This window comes from Enterobacter cloacae complex sp. P29RS, from assembly GCF_014893445.1.
Taxonomy (GTDB): Bacteria; Pseudomonadota; Gammaproteobacteria; order Enterobacterales; family Enterobacteriaceae; genus Enterobacter; species Enterobacter intestinihominis.
Map to the genome: position 1 here is coordinate 1 of NZ_JADBPZ010000010.1, position 20,822 is coordinate 20,822.

At 55.1% G+C, this 20,822-nt stretch carries 13 protein-coding genes; 7 read left to right on the plus strand and 6 right to left on the minus strand.

Annotated elements, in window-relative coordinates; all coding sequences use genetic code 11:
• Nucleotides 1–184: 184 nt before the first annotated feature.
• The 4 genes from yfaE to ubiG form a co-directional block, all read right to left on the minus strand.
• Nucleotides 185–439, minus strand: a complete 255-nt coding sequence (yfaE, locus tag IM282_RS09310; protein ID WP_003859419.1) for a class I ribonucleotide reductase maintenance protein YfaE — start codon at nt 437–439, stop codon at nt 185–187.
• The gene (nrdB, locus tag IM282_RS09315) at nt 439–1,569 is read right to left on the minus strand and encodes a class Ia ribonucleoside-diphosphate reductase subunit beta (RefSeq protein ID WP_022648802.1); all 1,131 of its coding nucleotides are present in this window, start codon (nt 1,567–1,569) and stop codon (nt 439–441) included. Before nrdB ends, yfaE begins: the two co-directional genes overlap by 1 nt.
• A gap of 108 nt (nt 1,570–1,677) precedes the next feature.
• Entirely contained in the window at nt 1,678–3,963 is a 2,286-nt protein-coding gene (gene nrdA, locus IM282_RS09320) for a class 1a ribonucleoside-diphosphate reductase subunit alpha (protein WP_023300610.1), read from the minus strand.
• Nucleotides 3,964–4,312: 349 nt separating this feature from the next.
• Nucleotides 4,313–5,041 carry a bifunctional 2-polyprenyl-6-hydroxyphenol methylase/3-demethylubiquinol 3-O-methyltransferase UbiG gene (gene ubiG, locus IM282_RS09325; protein ID WP_006811346.1) on the minus strand — a complete coding sequence of 243 codons (729 nt, stop codon included), beginning with the start codon at nt 5,039–5,041 and terminating at the stop codon, nt 4,313–4,315.
• 146 nt (nt 5,042–5,187) lie between these two features.
• Here ubiG and gyrA point away from each other — a divergent pair, with 146 nt between their 5' ends.
• Both gyrA and rcsC read left to right on the plus strand, forming a co-directional pair.
• The gene (gene gyrA / locus IM282_RS09330) at nt 5,188–7,824 is read left to right on the plus strand and encodes a DNA topoisomerase (ATP-hydrolyzing) subunit A (RefSeq protein ID WP_023300608.1); all 2,637 of its coding nucleotides are present in this window, start codon (nt 5,188–5,190) and stop codon (nt 7,822–7,824) included.
• Between the two features lie 134 nt (nt 7,825–7,958).
• Entirely contained in the window at nt 7,959–10,805 is a 2,847-nt protein-coding gene (gene rcsC, locus IM282_RS09335; protein WP_023300607.1) for a two-component system sensor histidine kinase RcsC, read from the plus strand.
• Nucleotides 10,806–10,916: 111 nt separating this feature from the next.
• On the opposite strand, the gene rcsB is transcribed toward rcsC, so the two are convergent.
• Both rcsB and rcsD read right to left on the minus strand, forming a co-directional pair.
• On the minus strand, nt 10,917–11,567 hold the full coding sequence (rcsB, locus tag IM282_RS09340; RefSeq protein ID WP_003859405.1) for a response regulator transcription factor RcsB: 651 nt from the start codon (nt 11,565–11,567) through the stop codon (nt 10,917–10,919).
• A gap of 16 nt (nt 11,568–11,583) precedes the next feature.
• Nucleotides 11,584–14,256, minus strand: coding sequence for a phosphotransferase RcsD (gene rcsD / locus IM282_RS09345; RefSeq protein WP_023300606.1), 2,673 nt, complete (start codon nt 14,254–14,256; stop codon nt 11,584–11,586).
• A gap of 745 nt (nt 14,257–15,001) precedes the next feature.
• On the opposite strand from rcsD, the gene IM282_RS09350 reads away from it, so the two are divergent.
• The 5 genes from IM282_RS09350 to IM282_RS09370 all read left to right on the plus strand — a co-directional run bounded on the left by IM282_RS09350 (nt 15,002) and on the right by IM282_RS09370 (nt 20,764).
• Nucleotides 15,002–16,093, plus strand: coding sequence for a porin OmpC (locus IM282_RS09350; RefSeq protein WP_023306624.1), 1,092 nt, complete (start codon nt 15,002–15,004; stop codon nt 16,091–16,093).
• 114 nt (nt 16,094–16,207) lie between these two features.
• Entirely contained in the window at nt 16,208–17,263 is a 1,056-nt protein-coding gene (gene apbE, locus IM282_RS09355; RefSeq protein ID WP_045620899.1) for an FAD:protein FMN transferase ApbE, read from the plus strand.
• Between the two features lie 72 nt (nt 17,264–17,335).
• Nucleotides 17,336–18,394 (plus strand): bifunctional DNA-binding transcriptional regulator/O6-methylguanine-DNA methyltransferase Ada, encoded by a 1,059-nt coding sequence (gene ada, locus IM282_RS09360; protein WP_023300604.1) that lies wholly within the window; start codon nt 17,336–17,338, stop codon nt 18,392–18,394.
• Entirely contained in the window at nt 18,394–19,044 is a 651-nt protein-coding gene (alkB, locus tag IM282_RS09365) for a DNA oxidative demethylase AlkB (protein WP_192970346.1), read from the plus strand. The genes ada and alkB overlap by 1 nt, the downstream gene beginning before the upstream one ends.
• Nucleotides 19,045–19,120: 76 nt before the next feature.
• On the plus strand, nt 19,121–20,764 hold the full coding sequence (locus IM282_RS09370) for a multidrug ABC transporter permease/ATP-binding protein (protein ID WP_003859392.1): 1,644 nt from the start codon (nt 19,121–19,123) through the stop codon (nt 20,762–20,764).
• The last annotated feature ends 58 nt before the right edge of the window (nt 20,765–20,822 follow it).

The following is a 20,822-nucleotide window of genomic DNA, read 5'->3' on the forward strand; positions in this document are numbered from 1 at the left end:
CCTGGCACGTTCACCGGTCATGTCGTTACAGAGTAGCAAGGAACATAAAGTGAACGGAATGACCACCACCGCCGTATGTTCCCCTCACCCTAACCCTCTCCCCGGAGGGGCGAGGGGATTGCTCAGTGCTCGGATTAATTTGTGGGGAACCCTCAGCCCACCGGGAGAGGGGATAAGGACAACATCACATCTCGATCTCTATATCGCCTTTTGCCCGGCAGCAGCAGGGCAAAATTTCCCCTTCACTGATAAAGGCCAGCGGTTCGGTCAGCCAGTCTACCTGGCCTGCGACCAGACGGCAGCGGCAGGAGCCGCAGTAGCCTTCACGACACTGGTACTCGACTTCTACCTGATGTGCTTCAAGCGCCACCAGCAGAGAAGGGTGCTCTTCCTGGCACAACACCTCTGTACCCGAAAGGCTCAGCGTTACGCGGCTCATCAGAGCTGGAAATCGCTCAGGTCGTCGGTGTTGACTTCAGAATCAATCTGACCGACCAGGTAAGAACTCACTTCCACTTCCTGCGGCGCGACCTGCACGTTATCGGACACCAGCCAGGTGTTGATCCACGGGATTGGGTTAGAGCGCGTCTGGAACGGCAGGTCGAGACCGACGGCCTGCATGCGGATATTGGTGATGTACTCAACGTACTGGCACAGAATGTCTTTGTTCAGGCCAATCATGGAGCCGTCGCGGAACAGGTAGTCTGCCCACTCTTTCTCCTGCTGGGCCGCCAGCACGAACAGGTCGTAGCATTCCTGTTTGCACTCTTCCGCAATTTCCGCCATCTCCGGATCGTCTGCACCGCTGCGCAGCAGGTTCAGCATATGCTGAGTCCCGGTCAGGTGCAGGGCTTCGTCACGGGCAATCAGACGGATAATTTTGGCGTTGCCTTCCATCAGTTTGCGCTCGGCAAACGCGAAGGAGCAGGCGAAGCTCACGTAGAAGCGGATTGCTTCCAGGGCGTTGACGCTCATCAGGCACAGATAGAGCTGTTTTTTCAGGGTCCGCAGGTTTACGGTGACGGTTTTACCGTTCACGTTGTGCGTACCTTCGCCCAGCAGATGCCAGTAGCTGGTCATCTCGATCAGTTCGTCATAGTAGTGTGCAATGCCTTCGGCGCGCTTCTGGATCTGTTCGTTGGTGACGATATCATCAAACACCACCGCCGGATCGTTCACGATGTTGCGGATGATGTGGGTGTAAGAGCGGGAGTGGATCGTCTCGGAGAACGCCCAGGTCTCAACCCAGGTTTCCAGCTCAGGAATCGAGATCAGCGGTAGCAGCGCCACGTTCGGACTACGACCCTGAATGGAGTCCAGCAGCGTCTGGTATTTCAGGTTGCTGAGGAAGATGTGCTTTTCGTGTTCCGGCAGCGCCTGGAAATCGATACGGTCGCGGGAAACGTCAACTTCTTCCGGACGCCAGAAGAAAGAGAGTTGCTTTTCAATCAGCTTTTCGAAGATGTCATATTTTTGCTGATCGTAGCGTGCCACGTTGACCGGCTGGCCGAAGAACATCGGCTCTTTGAGCTGGTCGTTTTTCGTCTGTGAAAAGGTGGTATATGCCATTGCGGTGAGTCCTGTGGTGTTATTTCCCCTCACCCCGGCCCTCTCCCACAGGGAGAGGGGGAAAGAGTTCCCTCTCCCTGTGGGAGAGGGTTAGGGTGAGGGAATTTATTAGATCTTACATGCGCCGCTTTCGCAGCCATCATCCTGAATTGACGGCGCCAGGTCGTCCTGGGCGTCTTCCGCACCATCACGGGTGTTGTGATAGTACAGGGTCTTCACGCCAAATTTGTAGGCGGTGAGCAGGTCTTTCAGCAGTTGCTGCATCGGAACCTTGCCTGACGGGAAGCGCGTCGGGTCGTAGTTGGTATTGGCAGAGATCGACTGGTCGATAAACTTCTGCATGATACCCACCAGTTGCAGGTAGCCATCGTTGTTTGGCATTTCCCACAGCAGCTCGTAGTTGTTGCCCAGCGTTTCGTAATCCGGTACCACCTGACGCAGCACACCGTCTTTCGACGCTTTGATGCTGACGTGGCCGCGCGGTGGCTCAATACCGTTGGTGGCGTTGGAGATCTGCGAAGAGGTCTCGGACGGCATTAAGGCAGAGAGCGTGGAGTTACGCAGGCCGTGAGTTTTAATGGACTCGCGCAGGCCTTCCCAGTCGAGGTGCAGCGGCTCGCTGACGATCGCATCCAGGTCTTTTTTGTAGGTGTCGATCGGCAGAATGCCTTTCGCGTAGGTGGTTTCATTGAACCACGGGCACGCGCCTTGCTCTTTCGCCAGCTCGTTGGAGGCTTTCATCAGGTAGTACTGAATGGCTTCGAACGTCTGGTGCGTCAGATTGTTGGCGCTGCCGTCGGAGTAACGCTTGCCGTTTTTCGCCAGCCAGTAGGCGAAGTTGATCACGCCGATACCTAAAGTGCGACGGCCCATTGCGCCGCGTTTTGCCGCCGGGATTGGGTAATCTTGGTAGTCCAGCAGGGCGTCGAGCGCACGAACCGCCAGCACGGCCAACTCTTCCAGCTCGTCCAGGCTCTTAATCGCACCCAGGTTGAACGCAGAGAGCGTACACAGGGCGATTTCACCATTTTCATCGTTCACATCGTCCAGCGGTTTGGTCGGCAGGGCGATCTCCAGGCACAGGTTGGACTGGCGCACTGGCGCAACCACCGGATCGAACGGGCTGTGGGTATTGCAGTGGTCAACGTTCTGGATGTAGATACGGCCGGTAGAGGCACGTTCCTGCATCATCAGGGAGAACAGATCGACCGCCTTCACGCGCTGCTTGCGGATGCTGTCGTCTTTTTCGTATTTGGTGTACAGACGCTCGAATTCGTCCTGATCGGCGAAGAACGCGTCGTACAGACCCGGGACGTCGGATGGGCTGAACAGGGTGATATCTTCACCTTTCAGCAGGCGGGTGTACATCAGCTTGTTGATCTGCACGCCGTAGTCCATGTGACGCACGCGGTTGCCTTCCACGCCGCGGTTGTTCTTCAGAACCAGCAGGCTTTCCACTTCCAGGTGCCACATTGGGTAGAACAGGGTCGCAGCGCCACCGCGCACGCCGCCCTGAGAGCAGGATTTTACTGCCGTCTGGAAGTGCTTGTAGAACGGGATACAGCCGGTGTGGAACGCTTCACCGCCGCGGATCGGGCTGCCAAGCGCACGGATACGACCAGCGTTGATGCCGATACCAGCACGCTGGGAGACGTATTTTACGATGGCGCTGGAGGTCGCGTTGATGGAATCCAGGCTGTCACCACACTCGATCAGTACGCAGGAGCTGAACTGACGGGTAGGGGTACGCACGCCAGACATGATTGGCGTAGGCAGAGAAATCTTGAACGTAGAGACCGCATCGTAGAAACGCTTCACGTAGTCCAGACGGGTTTCACGTGGATAATTAGAGAACAGGCAGGCGGCCACCAGAATATAGAGGAACTGAGCGCTCTCGTAGATTTCGCCCGTCACACGGTTCTGAACCAGGTATTTGCCTTCGAGCTGCTTCACCGCCGCGTAGGAGAAGTTCATGTCGCGCCAGTGATCGATAAACCCGTTCATCTGCTCGAACTCTTCTTCCGTATAGTCTTCCAGCAGATGCGTGTCGTATTTGCCCAGCTCAACCATTTTCACTACGTGATCGTAAAGCTTCGGCGGCTCGAACTGGCCGTAGGCTTTCTTACGCAGGTGGAAAATCGCCAGACGCGCAGCGAGGTACTGATAATCCGGTGCGTCGCGGGAGATCAGATCTGCCGCTGCTTTGATAATGGTTTCGTGGATATCAGACGTTTTGATGCCGTCGTAGAACTGAATGTGAGAACGCAGTTCGACCTGGGATATAGATACGTTGTTCAGTCCTTCTGCTGCCCAGTCGAGAACTCGATGGATTTTGTCCAGATTGATACGCTCGGTAGTACCGTCGCGCTTTGTCACCAGCAGACTCTGATTCATGTGGGTTTTTACCTGTCCGTGAAATAAAAAAATATCCCCCGCTTATCCACAGAACCGCCTTGTGACTAACTCTGTGGATAAATACTACATATAGGGGTTTTGCGATAAGAAGAACGCTATATGGTGAGTATTCTAGTATCGAATCTTTTCAGCACAAGGGTTGATTTTGACGTTAAATTGAGGTTGTGAAAGGGTAAAAAAGGCTAAGTCCTCGTACCGTAAGGCCTGGAAGAGATGTCAATATTCCAGAAAAAAAATTCAAAATTTGATCGAGTGCTGATTTCTTCAACGGGAGGTTAGAATTGCGCAACATGATGTCGCGCAATCTTTATAAGAATAACGAATGACGTTAGTCGTTTTTGGCGGTTGTGTGCAACATATAGTTAACATCCACGCCCGGGGCAAGTTTGAATTTATCCGTCAGAGGATTGTAGTGCAGACCCGTCATGTGCTGTTCCTTAAGCCATGTCTGGTCAACCCAGCCCAGCAGTTCGGCAGGCTTGATGAACTTCTTCACGTCGTGCGTCCCTTTCGGCACCATGCGCAGCACATATTCCGCGCCTACCACGGCCATCAGCCAGGCTTTGCCGTTGCGGTTGATGGTCGAGAAGAAGACCTGTCCACCCGGTTTCACCAGTTTTGCACAGGCGCTGACGACCGACTGCGGATCGGGAACGTGCTCCAGCATCTCCATGCAGGTCACCACGTCATACTGGTGCGCATGTTTTGCCGCGTGCTCTTCCACGGTTTCCTGGACATATTCTACCTGTACGCCGGACTCCAGCGCATGAAGACGCGCAACCTGTAGAGGTTCGAAGCCCATGTCCAGACCGGTGACGGTGGCCCCTTCGCGCGCCATGCTTTCCGCCAGGATGCCGCCGCCGCAGCCGACGTCGAGCACTTTCTTACCGAACAGACCGCCGGAACGCTCCGCGATATAGCCCAGACGTAGCGGGTTAATACGATGCAGAGGTTTGAACTCACCTTCGAGATCCCACCAGCGGGACGCCACCGCTTCAAATTTGGCAATCTCTTCGTGGTCAACGTTGTGAGCCACCGGGGATTTTTCGGCATTCATGGGCGCTTTTACTCCTTATTTAGCAAGACAAATGAGTATATCAGGCAATCCCTGTGAATAAAGCGTATAGGTTTACCTGTATCACCGCGGCTGTGTTATAATTTGCGACCTTTGAATCCGGGATACAGTAGAGGGATAGCGGTTAGATGAGCGACCTTGCGAGAGAAATTACACCGGTTAACATCGAGGAAGAGCTGAAAAGCTCCTATCTGGACTATGCGATGTCGGTCATTGTTGGCCGTGCGCTGCCGGACGTCCGCGATGGCCTTAAGCCGGTACACCGTCGCGTACTATACGCCATGAACGTATTGGGCAATGACTGGAATAAAGCCTACAAAAAATCTGCCCGTGTCGTTGGTGACGTAATCGGTAAATACCATCCCCATGGTGATTCCGCGGTGTACGACACCATTGTCCGTATGGCGCAGCCTTTCTCGCTGCGTTACATGCTGGTAGATGGTCAGGGTAACTTTGGTTCTATCGACGGCGACTCCGCCGCGGCAATGCGTTATACGGAAATCCGTCTGGCGAAGATTGCCCATGAGCTGATGGCTGACCTGGAAAAAGAGACGGTTGATTTCGTTGATAACTACGACGGCACGGAAAAAATTCCTGACGTTATGCCAACGAAGATCCCAAACCTGCTGGTGAACGGTTCGTCCGGTATCGCAGTGGGTATGGCAACCAACATTCCGCCGCACAACATCACGGAAGTGATTAACGGCTGCCTGGCCTACATCGACGATGAAGACATCAGCATTGAAGGGCTGATGGAACACATCCCGGGCCCGGACTTCCCGACGGCGGCAATCATCAACGGCCGTCGCGGTATTGAAGAAGCGTACCGTACCGGTCGCGGCAAGATTTACATCCGTGCCCGCGCCGAAGTGGAAGCGGACGCCAAAACCGGCCGTGAAACCATTATTGTTCACGAGATCCCGTATCAGGTGAACAAAGCGCGTCTGATTGAAAAAATCGCCGAGCTGGTAAAAGAAAAACGCGTTGAAGGCATCAGCGCGCTGCGCGACGAGTCTGACAAAGACGGTATGCGCATCGTGATTGAAATCAAGCGCGACGCGGTGGGTGAAGTTGTGCTGAACAACCTTTACTCCCAGACTCAGCTTCAGGTCTCCTTCGGTATCAACATGGTTGCGCTGCACCATGGCCAGCCGAAGATCATGAACCTGAAAGAGATCCTGAGCGCGTTTGTGCGTCACCGCCGTGAAGTGGTGACTCGCCGTACCATCTTTGAACTGCGCAAAGCGCGCGATCGTGCCCATATCCTTGAAGCACTGGCCGTTGCGCTGGCGAACATCGACCCGATCATCGAACTGATCCGCCGTGCGCCGACGCCGGCAGAAGCGAAGGCGTCGCTGGTTGCGCGTCCATGGGATCTGGGTAACGTGGCGGCGATGCTGGAACGTGCCGGCGATGATGCCGCGCGTCCTGAGTGGCTGGAGCCGGAATTCGGCGTGCGTGACGGTCAGTACTACCTGACTGAACAGCAGGCCCAGGCGATTCTGGATCTGCGTTTGCAGAAACTGACCGGCCTTGAGCATGAAAAACTGCTCGACGAGTACAAAGAGCTGCTGGAGCAGATTGCCGAGCTGCTGCATATCCTGGGTAGCGCAGAGCGCCTGATGGAAGTGATCCGTGAAGAGCTGGAGCTGGTTCGCGATCAGTTCGGCGACGAGCGTCGCACCGAAATCACGGCCAACAGCTCTGATATCAACATTGAAGATCTGATCAACCGCGAAGACGTGGTCGTGACGCTGTCTCACCAGGGTTACGTGAAGTATCAGCCGTTGACCGACTACGAAGCACAGCGTCGTGGCGGTAAAGGTAAATCTGCGGCGCGTATTAAAGAAGAAGACTTCATTGACCGTCTGCTGGTGGCCAACACCCACGACACGATCCTCTGCTTCTCCAGCCGGGGCCGTCTGTACTGGATGAAAGTCTATCAGCTGCCGGAAGCGAGCCGTGGCGCGCGGGGTCGACCTATCGTTAACCTGCTGCCGCTGGAAGCGAACGAACGTATCACCGCCATTCTGCCGGTACGCGAGTACGAAGAGGGCGTGAACGTCTTTATGGCAACCGCGAGCGGTACCGTGAAGAAAACCGCGCTGACCGAATTCAGCCGTCCACGTTCCGCCGGGATCATCGCGGTGAACCTGAACGAAGGCGACGAGCTGATCGGCGTGGATCTGACCTCCGGTTCTGATGAAGTGATGCTGTTCTCTGCGGCCGGTAAAGTGGTGCGCTTTAAAGAGAACGCCGTGCGCGCAATGGGTCGTACGGCGACCGGCGTGCGTGGTATCAAGCTGGCGGGTGAAGACAGCGTGGTTTCCCTGATCGTTCCGCGTGGCGAAGGCGCAATCCTGACCGTCACCCAGAACGGCTACGGTAAACGTACGGCGGAAAGCGAATACCCGACCAAGTCTCGTGGCACGCAGGGCGTTATCTCCATCAAAGTGACCGAGCGCAACGGTTCCGTTGTTGGCGCGGTACAGGTGGACGACGCGGACCAGATCATGATGATCACCGATGCCGGTACGCTGGTGCGTACCCGCGTGTCAGAGATCAGCGTGGTGGGTCGTAACACCCAGGGCGTTATCCTCATCCGTACTGCGGAAGATGAAAACGTCGTCGGTCTGCAACGCGTTGCTGAGCCGGTGGATGACGAAGAGCTCGACTCTATCGACGGCAGCGTCGCGGAAGGGGATGATGAAATCGTCCCGGAAGCGGACACCGATGATGAAGCAGCGGATGACGCTGACGAGTAACGTCTCCTGACGCATAAAGGGCCGGTTTCCGGCCCTTTTGTTTTGCGCAAGCAGACAAGTGAACGTTGCGACAAGCCGCGTTTACCGCTACCTTAACCACATTCTTTTTTCCCCGATGGCGGAGCCTCGCCCCTTTGAAATACCTCGTCTCCTTTCGTACCACGTTAAAAGTCTCTCGCTATCTGTTTCGGGCGCTTGCGCTACTGCTATGGTTGCTGGTGGCACTGCTCTCGGTGTTTTACATCGTTAACGCGTTACACCAGAAAGAAGCGGAGATCCGCCAGGAGTTTAACTTAAGCTCGGATCAGGCCCAGCGCTATATCCAGCGCACGTCTGATGTGATGAAAGAGCTTAAGTATATCGCTGAGAATCGACTGACGGCGGAGAACGGCATTCTTGCCCTCCGCGGTCGGGATGAAAAAACCGAAGTACCTGATTTCGAACCGCTCTTCCCGGACTCCGATTGTTCCGCGATGGGCAAAGCCTGGCGTGGCTCACTGGAGTCCCTGTCATGGTTTATGCGCTACTGGCGCGATAATTTTTCGGCCGCTTACGATCTAAACCGCGTCTACCTGATTGGCAACGAAAATCTTTGCATGGCGGACTTCGGTCTGCGGGATATGCCCGTCGAACGCGAAGACGCGCTGAAAAGCCTGCATGAGCGGATAGTGAAATACCGCAATGCGCCTCAGGAAGAGCGCGGGAACAACATCTTCTGGATAAGCCAGGGGCCGCGCATGGGCGTCGGCTATTTCTATGCCCTGACTCCGGTTTACCTCGGAAACCGTCTGCAAGCGCTGCTGGGGATTGAACAAACCATCCGCATGGAAAACTTCTTCACGCCGGGCAGTCTGCCGATGGGCGTGACCATTCTGGATGAGAACGGCCACCCACTCATCTCCCTTACCGGGCCTGAAAACCGCCTGAAGGTGGAGCCCAGCTGGATGCAGGAGCGGTCATGGTTTGGCTATACCTCCGGGTTCCGTGAGCTGGTGCTGAAGAAAAGTTTGCCGCCATCATCGCTGAGCATTGTCTATTCGCTGCCGGTGGACAAGGTGCTGGAGCGCATTCGCATCCTGATCCTTAACGCCATTTTGTTGAACATCGCGGTAGGCGTCGCGCTGTTTATGCTGGCGAGAATGTATGAGCGGCGGATCTTTATTCCGGCGGAAGCGGATGCTCAGCGTCTGGAGGAGCACGAGCAGTTTAACCGTAAGATTGTCGCCTCGGCGCCGGTGGGGATCTGTATCCTGCGTACCCAGGACGGGACAAATATCCTCAGTAACGAGCTTGCCCATAACTACCTGAACATGCTCACGCATGAAGACCGCCAGCGGTTAACGCAGATCATCTGTGGGCAACAGGTTAACTTTGTAGATGTGCTGACCAGCACCCACACCAACCTGCAAATCAGCTTCGTCCATTCGCGCTACCGCAATGAAAACGTGGCGATTTGCGTGCTGGTGGACGTCTCCGCGCGCGTTAAGATGGAAGAGTCATTGCAGGATATGGCGCAGGCGGCGGAGCAGGCCAGCCAGTCGAAATCGATGTTCCTCGCGACCGTCAGCCATGAGCTGCGTACGCCGCTGTACGGCATTATCGGTAACCTCGATCTTCTCCAGACCAAAGAGCTGCCGAAAGGGGTCGACCGCCTGGTGACGGCGATGAACAACTCGTCCAGCCTGCTGCTGAAAATTATCAGCGATATTCTCGACTTCTCTAAAATTGAATCCGAGCAGTTGAAAATAGAACCGCGTGAGTTTTCCCCGCGCGAGGTGATGAACCATATCAGCGCCAACTATCTGCCGCTGGTGGTGCGCAAACAGCTGGGGCTGTACTGCTTTATCGAGCCGGATGTGCCGCTGACGCTGCATGGCGATCCGATGCGTCTGCAACAGGTCATCTCGAACCTGCTAAGCAACGCCATCAAATTCACCGATATCGGCTGTATTGTGCTGCATGTCTGCCGGGCAGGGGAGTACCTGACTATTCGCGTACGCGACACGGGTGTTGGCATTCCGGCGAAAGAGGTCGTTCGCCTGTTCGATCCGTTCTTCCAGGTGGGGACGGGCGTCCAGCGTAATTTCCAGGGGACCGGGCTGGGTCTGGCGATTTGCGAGAAGCTTATCAGCATGATGGACGGGGATATCTCCGTCGATACCGAGCCGGGTATGGGCAGCCAGTTCACCATCCGTATCCCGCTCTACTCGGCACACTATCCGGTGAAAACCACGGTCGACGGGCTGAGCGAAAAGCACTGCTGGCTGGCGGTGCACAACGCCTCCTTACATGATTTCCTGACCTCGATGCTGACCAGCAGCGGCGTGCGGGTCTCACGCTATGAAGGCCAGACGCCGGACGCAGATGATATGCTGATTACTGACGTTGAGCCAGACAAGGCGTGGGCGGGGCGGGGCGTGGTGATGTTCTGCCGCCGTCATATCGGTATTCCGATTGAGCGTTCGCCCGGGGTATGGGTGCACAGTGTGGCGACACCGCACGAAATGTTGGGCTTGCTGGCGCGTATTTACAGTGTACAGCTTGAGGACAGCGATGGCGCTACCGTGCTGGCTTCCCCTGATGAGCTGGCATCGGTGAATGACGATATGATGATTCTGGTCGTCGACGATCATCCGATTAACCGTCGTCTGCTCGCAGACCAGCTTGGCTCTCTGGGCTATCAGTGTAAAACGGCCAATGATGGCGTGGATGCCCTGAATGTCTTAAGTAAGAATCATATTGATATTGTGCTCAGCGATGTGAACATGCCTAACATGGACGGCTATCGTCTGACGCAGCGTATCCGACAGCTGGGGCTGACGCTGCCGGTGGTGGGGGTGACAGCCAACGCACTGGCGGAGGAGAAGCAGCGCTGTCTGGAGTCGGGAATGGACAGCTGCCTGTCGAAGCCGGTCACGCTGGATGTACTGAAGCAGACGCTATCCGTGTATGCGGAGCGGGTGCGAAAAGCGAGACAATAAAAAAGGCCCGAAAGGGCCTTTTTTATGTGTCCGACGGCACTGCGCTTGCGCGGGCCTACGGGGTCTTTAGACCGGGTAACCGCGAGGGTCACCCGGCGTAGACAGCGACGATCAATCTTTGTCCGTTGCGCTCAGCGTCACGGAAGAGAGATAGTTCAGCAGGGCGATATCGTTATCCACACCCAGCTTCATCATCGCGGATTTTTTCTGGCTACTGATGGTTTTGATACTGCGGTTCAGTTTCTTGGCGATTTCAGTAACCAGGAAACCTTCAGCGAACAGACGCAGAACTTCACTCTCTTTAGGCGAGAGACGCTTGTCGCCATAGCCACCTGCGCTGATTTTTTCAAGCAGGCGTGAGACGCTCTCAGGCGTGAATTTCTTCCCTTTCTGTAGCGCCGCCAGCGCTTTAGGCAGATCGGTAGGTGCGCCTTGTTTCAGCACAATCCCCTCAATATCAAGATCCAGAACGGCGCTCAGGATCGCCGGGTTATTGTTCATGGTCAGAACAATGATCGAAATGTCCGGGAAGTGGCGTTTAATGTATTTGATGAGCGTAATCCCATCACCGTATTTATCCCCAGGCATGGAGAGATCGGTAATGAGCACGTGCGCATCAAGTTTAGGCAGGTTGTTAATAAGGGCTGTGGAATCTTCAAATTCACCGACTACATTCACCCACTCGATCTGTTCAAGTGATTTGCGAATACCGAACAGTACAATCGGATGGTCATCGGCAATAATTACGTTCATATTGTTCATGTATAAGGCTACCTTGCTACAGCAAGCTCTTGACGTAAGCGTCAATGTCGCTGATGTATTTTTCAATGCCAGAGGCATCTTTCTCACGAATTAGATGTTCCAGCGTTTCACATAACTGCTTGCCGGGAACCAGATTAAGCATGGCAAACACCCCTTTAAGCCGGTGTGCTGTCTGTGCCAGCGCTGCAAAATCCTGCGCAGCGGACTCAGTATACAACCGCTTAACATCATCTGGTACTGTATCAACGAAGAGCGAATAATATCCGCTGGCATGGAGTTCGGCATTTTCATCGCCGCCTAACGGTGACTCCAGGATCTCTTCCTGCGCCAGATTCTCTTCAATCAGTTGTAATACAGCTTCCTGCATTGCATTGCTCATATTAAAGTTGACGCGCAGCTGCCCAGGGCCGATTTTCCGCACGCCTGGCTCATCATCGCTTAAAAGCAAGCCGGAGGCAGTAAGATTAGACGGATTATCAGTTAAAAATAGATCAAATTCTTGACTCGCGAGCCTTTCGTCCGGGGTAATGCAGGACGCGCCCCAGTTTTCCAGCTGACGAACGACGATATTACGGATCTCACTGGAGGTCACGTCCACCATCACCACCACATCATCCAGCAGACGCTCTTCATCCTCTTCCTGAGGATTCGCCGCCATTTTAACATGCAAGGAGTAGCGGGTGCCGAGGGATTCGCGCGCCTTAATGTTCAGATGACCGCCCAGCTTACGCGCCAGCTGATCGCAGAGCCAGAAGGTGAGGGCATTCGCCTTACCGTAGTGGTCGCGCTGGGTATCGTTCAGGAACGGGAAGTGCAGGTTATCGATTTCGCTCACGGTGACGCCTTCGCCCGTATCCAGAATACGGAACGTCAGACGATCGTCGGTGGACTCATCGGTGCTGACTTCAAGGGTGATCTTGCCGATCTGTGTCGTGGTGACGGCATACTGAATCAACATCATCAGGATGCGACGCAGCGCATCGCGATCGCCGTGACGCTCGTCGTTGGCCGGTAAATGGTTGTTGATCAGCAGCTGGAGCCCTTTGCGCTTGATCACCGGCAGGACTTCCGGAACCACCTCATCAATCAGATCCTGGATGGAGAAGAGCGTAGGGGTGCCCTTCCAGATGTCATTCTCCAGCATGTTCGCAAGCTGGATTTCGTCCACCAGACGAACCAGCGAGTCGGCCTGGCTGCTAAGCTGTCGGCTTTCCGGCGTGCTTAAATCAGCAATCTGCGTGGCGAGTGACTTCAGCGGCTGTTTAAAGGCATCGCCAATGTTTTGCATAAACGCCGCGCGGCCATGCTGGTTTTTCTCATACAGCCTTTGCGCCTGCTTGAGCTTTTTATTCACCAGCACTTCGCGATCCTGATCGCGGATGATGAAGATTTGCGTGCGCGAGGCGACCTGACTGCGGAACTGACGGATCTCATACAGTTCATTATTAATGGTGGCCTGAATGACGCCCTGATGCTGGTCCGCCATGGCCGTAATATTTTGCAGGTTAAGATGCGGCAGAAGGTGATCGGCAATTTTGTTGCTCATCACCGTCCGGTTTGCTTCCTGATCGTGAACAAGCACCCCAAGCGGCAGCACGGAAATAATCTCTTCATTCAGGGCACGAAGAACACGCAACTCGTTGCTGGTCCCGGCTGATACCGACGTCGAGTCGCTCTGGCGGCCCGACTGGAAACGGAAGGTGCTGTAGCCAAACAGCGCCAGCGCCAGCAGGCCGATATTCAACAGCAGCGGCAGCATAATGTTTTGCAGGGTATCAAGCATCAGGGTGCCAAAAGGCACCTGCCACACCAGCCGCATACCTGTTGAGTTGAGCGATGAGGCAATCTCAATCTTCGAGCCATTAAAGGAGATCGCTACGCTGTCCGGGCCTTCTTTATCCGACGGCGTGCGCATATTTTGGGTGCTGTTGTCTGGCTCCAGTCGGAAACTGTCCAGCGGCATATCCGGCGGGATAAGATCGTTAATTGGCAGATCGAAGGCAACCACGGTCGCCAGATGGCCCGGCTGGTTAAAGGTGGTTCGCAGCGTAAAGTAGTGGCCATTCTGCCAGGCAAGACGGCGTAATGACGAGAAACTTTCGCGCTCGTCCAGCGCGTTGGCCTGTTGCAGCATTTCTGCCCGACGGGAATCGACAATGCTGCCAACGGTGGTCTCTTTAAAGCCCGACGAGAGATCCTTAAGCGGCAGGGTCGAGATTAGGATCATGCTGTTGTCCTGACCGTTCAGGTAATACATGGACCACGGTACGGTCTCGGCGCCCCACAGGGTGTCCAGATAGGAGGAGATCCGCTGCGTCATCTCAAGCGTTGCGCTGTCGTGCGAGCCGAAAATCAGGGCTTCCGTCTTGCGCTGCGGTTTTTCAAGGTAATACACATCCTGCTTAAGGCGCGTTTCCTGCAACCCTTCGCCTGATGAGGTGGCAGGTGCGGCGGCGATATTGTCGTAGATTTGCCAGGTCGCGTAGCGCCACGTATCAATGCGCTTATGCACCGCATGGGTGATATCGACAATTTGATAGCTTTTATCTTTAAGCCAGGTATTCACGGCGCTCTGAACCATCACTCCCATTGTGACTAACAGCACAACGATCAACAGAAGAAAGAAACGGGTGATGCTGCCCGGTAGAAGGGAGAATTTGCTCGGGGCGGTAGTTTCAGTCTGACTCATCGATGTGTTTAACCCGTAATGGCCGCGCGGTAATGGGATAGGGCAGTATAAAGGGTAATAACTGAATTTCCAGCGTCGTTATCGGTATGACCTTGACTTTTTATCTGTCGCAACCCGCTTCAACGTCATCCGTGTGAAAGATGTACAAAACCCAGTGAAATGTACAAATATGCTGTTACAACGGCAGTAAAATAGCACGAATTAACAAGAAATTAATTTTGAAAGTGAAAAGGAAAATCTGTAAACGCCGGGCGATGGATTTAGTTAATAGTCGTTATCATTACAGACGGGTAGCACATAAAATGTCTGTTGACGTAAAGAAAGGTAAAAAAAAACCGAATGCGGAGCATCCGGTTCAATTAGGGATAAACAGACATTCAGAACTGAATGACGGTAATAAATAAAGTTAATGATGATAGCGAGGGTTATTTTAGTGGTGTTGACGGGAATTTTTTTGTCATTCAGTGCTGTACTCTTTTTTAAGTTAGTCTTTTGAATTTTATAGGATATATTTTTGTTTTGATTATCCGTGCTATATTTTTAAACTTTTGATGCTTTGTGAAAGTTCCTTGAAATTTACATATTGAAACATCTTGATGGTAAAGTGAAACATCTTCAAAGTTTTCGTATCATATTCCTGTTGGATTATTCTGCATTTTTGAGGAGAATGAACTTGCCGACTGGTTAAGAGGGTTGACCAGTAAGCAGTGGTAAATAATAAGGCATATAACAGAGGGTTAATAAAATGAAAGTTAAAGTACTGTCCCTCCTGGTACCAGCTCTGCTGGTGGCAGGCGCAGCAAATGCGGCTGAAATTTATAACAAAGACGGCAACAAATTAGATCTGTACGGTAAAGTGGATGGCCTGCACTATTTCTCTGATGACGACAGTGCAGACGGCGACCAGACCTACATGCGTCTGGGCTTCAAAGGCGAAACTCAGGTTAACGACCAGCTGACCGGTTACGGCCAGTGGGAATACCAGATCCAGGGTAACTCTGGTGAGAACGAAAACAACTCATGGACGCGTGTGGCGTTCGCAGGTCTGAAATTCGCTGATGCGGGTTCATTCGACTACGGTCGTAACTACGGCGTTGTTTATGATGTGACTTCCTGGACCGACGTTCTGCCGGAGTTCGGCGGCGATACCTACGGTTCTGACAACTTCATGCAGCAGCGTGGTAACGGCTTCGCGACCTACCGTAACCAGGACTTCTTCGGTCTGGTTGATGGTCTGAACTTCGCGTTGCAGTACCAGGGTAAAAACGGCAGCCCAAGCGGCGAAGGCCAGACCAACAACGGTCGTGACGCGCTGCGTCAGAACGGTGACGGCTACGGCGGCTCTCTGACTTACGATCTGGGCGAAGGCTTCGCACTCGGTACGGCAGTCACCAGTTCTAAACGTACTGCTGACCAGAACGCTGCGGGCTACTACGGTGAAGGCGATCGCGCAGAGACCTACACCGGTGGTCTGAAATACGACGCGAACAACATCTACCTGGCTGCACAGTATACTCAGACTTACAACGCGACCCGCGTTGGCGATCAGGGCTGGGCTAACAAAGCGCAGAACTTCGAAGTGGTTGCTCAGTATCAGTTCGACTTCGGCCTGCGTCCATCCGTGGCTTACCTGCAGTCTAAAGGTAAAGACATCGAAAACTATGGCGATCAGGATATCCTGAAGTATGTTGACGTGGGTGCGACTTACTACTTCAACAAAAACATGTCCACCTATGTTGATTACAAAATCAACCTGCTGGATGAAAATGACTTCACCCGTCAGACAGGTATCGGTACTGACGATATCGTCGCGCTGGGTCTGGTTTACCAGTTCTAATTGCTCATACAGCGACAAAGGGGCCATCAGGCCCCTTTTTTCATGCTTTTTTAGGGTCTTACAAATACGCTGTTTTAGTGTACTCTTGCCGCCCTGGCATGAGGATAATAACCAATGGATATGACTTTTTTACGCGCCAGCGTTCTGGCGACTTTTTTACTCCTGACCGCGTGTGACTCTTCTACACAGCCCGCAAAAATCGACGCACCCGCCGCGACGGTGCTGGAAGGGAAAACCATGGGGACCTTCTGGCGCGTCAGCGTGATGAATATCGATAAATCCCGCGCTGAAGAACTACGCGGTAAAATTCAGGCGCAGCTGGATGCCGACGATCAGTTACTCTCTACCTATAAAAATGACTCAGCGCTGATGCGTTTCAATCGCTCCAGCAGCACCTCGCTGTGGCCGGTGAGCGAAGCAATGGCCGATATCGTCACGGAAGCCATGCGCGTGGGCTACAAAACCAACGGCGCAATGGATGTGACCGTTGGGCCGCTGGTGAACCTGTGGGGATTTGGCCCCAACAAGCAGCCGGTGACCACACCCGATCAAGCCGCCATCGACGACGCCCGCGCGCGTACAGGGTTACAGCATCTGGCGGTGATCTCCCAGTACGGTCAGCAATACCTGCAAAAAGACATTCCCGACCTGTTTGTGGATCTCTCCACGGTAGGCGAGGGGTATGCTGCGGATCATCTCGCGGCCCTGATGGCGCAGGAAGGTATTCCCCGTTATCTGGTTTCCGTCGGGGGCGCGCTCGTCAGCCGGGGCATGAACGCCAGCGGCAGGCCGTGGCGAGTGGCCATCCAAAAACCAACCGATCAGCAGAACGCGGTGCAGGCGATTGTCGACATCAACGGGCATGGTATCAGCACCTCCGGAAGCTACCGCAACTATTACGAGCTGGATGGCAAACGTATCTCGCATGTGATTGATCCGCAAACCGGACGCCCGATTACCCACAACCTGGTGTCCGTGACGGTGATAGCGCCAACTGCGCTGGAAGCCGACGCCTGGGATACCGGATTGATGGTGCTCGGCACGGAGAAGGCCAAAGAGGTGGTGCGTCAGGAAGGGCTGGCCGTTTATATGATCACCAAAGAGGCTGACGGGTTTAAAACCTGGAGTTCACCGCAGTTCAACAGCTTCCTGGTGAGCGAAAAAAATTAAAAAGCAAGGTTGCGGGTTTTTGTTCGATGGCGTTCAGGCAAGCTGAGCGTATGCTTGTAAGAGGAGCCGATGATGAAAAACACAACCTATCTTACCGATGAGGATCGCTGGCAGGCTGTTCTGGCCCGCGATCCGCGTGCGGATAACCAGTTTGTCTTTGCCGTGCAGACGACCGGCATTTATTGTCGTCCGTCCTGCCGTGCCCGCCACGCGCTGCGTAAAAATGTCTGCTTTTATCCTGATGCTCACCAGGCCGCGCAGGCGGGTTTCCGCCCCTGTAAGCGCTGTAGGCCGGACCAGGTCGACCCTATGGCGCAGAAAAAGGCCAACGTTGCGCTGGCCTGCCGACTGCTTGAGCAGGATGCCGCGCTGAACCTGGAGGCACTGGCGCAGCAGGTTGGCATGAGTCCGTTCCATTTCCACCGCTTGTTTAAATCCGTCACCGGCATGACGCCGAAAGCATGGCAGCAGGCCGCGCGTGAACAACGCCTGCGTAGCCTGCTTGCACAGGGCGGTAAAATCACCGACGCCGTACTGGCCGCTGGCTTCCCGGACGGCAGCAGCTACTACCGTAAAGCCAACGGCGCGCTGGGCATGACGGCGAAACAGTACCGTAACGGAGAGGCTGCGGTCCGCTATGCCATCAGCGACTGCTCGCTGGGCCACTGTCTGGTGGCGGAAAGCGAGCGCGGGATCTGCGCAATACTGCTGGGTGATGACGACGCCGGGCTGACGGCTGAGCTGCTGTCACTGTTTCCGCTTGCCGTCCGCGAACCGATGGAAGGCGCATTTGCCGGGCGTGTTCGTCAGGTGATTGCCTCTGTCGACAGCCGCGCGACGCCGTTGACGCTGCCGCTGGATATCCGGGGTACCGCCTTCCAGCAGCAGGTCTGGCAGGCGCTGCGGGCTATCCCCTGCGGTGAAACGGCAAGCTATCAGCAGGTGGCGAAGGCCATTGGTAAACCCAATGCCGTACGTGCCGTGGCGGGGGCCTGCGGAGCCAACAAACTGGCGATAGTTATCCCCTGTCACCGCGTGGTGCGTAACGACGGTGCGCTGTCGGGTTATCGCTGGGGCGCAGCGCGTAAGGTGCTATTGTTGAAACGTGAGGCGAACAACCCGGAGGGATAATGCTCGATCTTTTTGCTGATGCTGAACCCTGGCAGGAGCCGCTCGCGCCGGGGGCGACGATCCTGAGACGTTTTGCGCTTTCCCGCGCGGCGGCGCTGTTCGACGGTATTGATAACGTCACCGCCCGTTCGCCGTTTCGCCATATGGTCACGCCGGGCGGGTATACCATGTCCGTGGCGATGACCAACTGCGGCGAACTGGGATGGGCGACGAATGAGCGGGGCTATGTATATGCCGCGAACGACCCGCTGACGGATCGGCCGTGGCCGCCGATGCCGGAGGCGTTTCAGGCGCTGTGTCACGATGCCGCCGTCGCGGCCGGCTATCCTGATTTTCGTCCCGATGCCTGTCTGATCAACCGCTATGCCGTCGGGGCAAAGCTCTCCCTGCATCAGGATAAGGACGAGCCTGACCTGCGCGCGCCGATTGTCTCGGTATCCCTTGGGCTGCCCGCTGTCTTTCAGTTTGGCGGCCTGCGGCGCAACGACCCGCTCAAACGGCTGATGCTGGAGCATGGCGATGTGGTGGTCTGGGGCGGTGAATCACGGCTTTTTTATCACGGTATTCAGCCACTTAAACCAGGCGATCACCCGTTGGCGGGGGCGTTTCGCTACAACCTCACGTTCCGCCAGGCAGCGTACAGAGAATAAAAATAAGAATTATTCTTGATGTGTGTGAAAGGCAGTTTACACTGCTGGCTGATTTTTCTTGTCCGGATTGCTCTGCATGCAACTACTTCTTCTTGTCTGGCGGCAGTATCGCTGGCCTTTTATCGCGGTGATGGCGCTAAGCCTTGCCAGCGCGGCGCTGGGGATCGGCCTGATTGCCTTCATTAACGTGCGTTTGATCGAAATGGTCGACACGTCACTCTCCGTCCTGCCGGAATTTCTGGGTTTACTGCTGTTGCTGATGGCAGTCACGCTCGGGTCACAGCTGGCGCTGACCGCGCTCGGCCACCACTTCGTTTTCCGTCTGCGCAGCGAGTTCATCAAACGGATCCTTGATACTCAAGTGGAACGCATCGAACAGCTGGGAAGTGCTTCTCTGCTGGCGGGGCTGACCAGCGATGTGCGCGCCATTACCATCGCCTTTGTACGCCTGCCGGAGCTGGTGCAGGGGATCATCCTGACCTTTGGCTCGGCAGCCTATCTCGCCTGGCTCTCCAGCAAAATGCTGGCGGTAACGGCGCTGTGGATTGTTATTACCATCTGGGGCGGGTTCCTGCTGGTATCACGCGTCTATAAGCACATGGCGGTGCTGCGCGAAACGGAAGACAAGCTCTATAACGATTATCAGACAGTGCTGGAAGGGCGCAAAGAGCTGACGCTGAACCGCGAGCGCGCCGAACATATCTTCAACCATCTCTATATCCCGGATGCGCACGAATATCGTCATCACATTATTCGCGCCGATACGTTCCACCTGAGCGCCGTGAACTGGTCCAACATCATGATGCTGGGTGCCATTGGCCTGGTGTTCTGGATGGCGAACAGCCTGGGGTGGGCGGATACCAACGTGGCGGCAACGTACTCCCTGACGCTGCTGTTTTTACGCACGCCGCTGCTGTCGGCCGTTGGCGCACTGCCGACGCTGCTGAGCGCACAGGTGGCCTTCAACAAGCTGAAGAAGTTCGACCTTGCGCCGTTTAAGGCTGAGTTCCCGCGCCCGCAGGCCTTCCCGAACTGGCAAACGCTTGAGCTGCGTAACGTGACCTTCCGCTATCAGGATAACGCCTTCTCCGTGGGGCCGATAAATCTGACCATTCACCGCGGCGAACTGCTGTTCCTGATCGGCGGCAACGGCAGCGGCAAATCCACGCTGGCGATGCTGCTGACGGGCCTCTACCAGCCGCAGTCAGGCGAAATTTTGCTTGATGGCAAAGCGCTGAGCGCGGAGAAACCGGAGGACTACCGCAAGCTCTTTTCGGCGGTATTTACCGACGTCTGGCTGTTCGACCGGCTGCTGGGCCCGGAAGGGCAGCAGGCGGATCCGGCGCTGGTGGAGAAGTGGCTTGCGCACCTGCAAATGTCGCACAAGCTGGAGCTTCAGGATGGCAAAATCCTGAATCTCAAGCTGTCGAAAGGGCAGAAGAAGCGCGTGGCGCTGCTGCTGGCGCTGGCCGAAGAGCGCGACATCATCCTGCTGGATGAATGGGCCGCCGATCAGGACCCGCACTTCCGTCGCGAGTTTTATCAGGTCCTGCTGCCGCTGATGCAGGCGATGGGGAAAACCATTTTTGCCATCAGCCATGACGATCACTACTTCATTCACGCCGACCGTCTGCTGGAGATGCGCGACGGCAAACTGAGCGAGCTGACCGGCGATGAGCGCGATGCGGCGTCACGGGACGCGGTGGCGCGCACGGCCTGATTGCAATTGTGCCGGGTGGCCCCCGGCACACTCATTTTTCATATATGCCGTTTTTTTC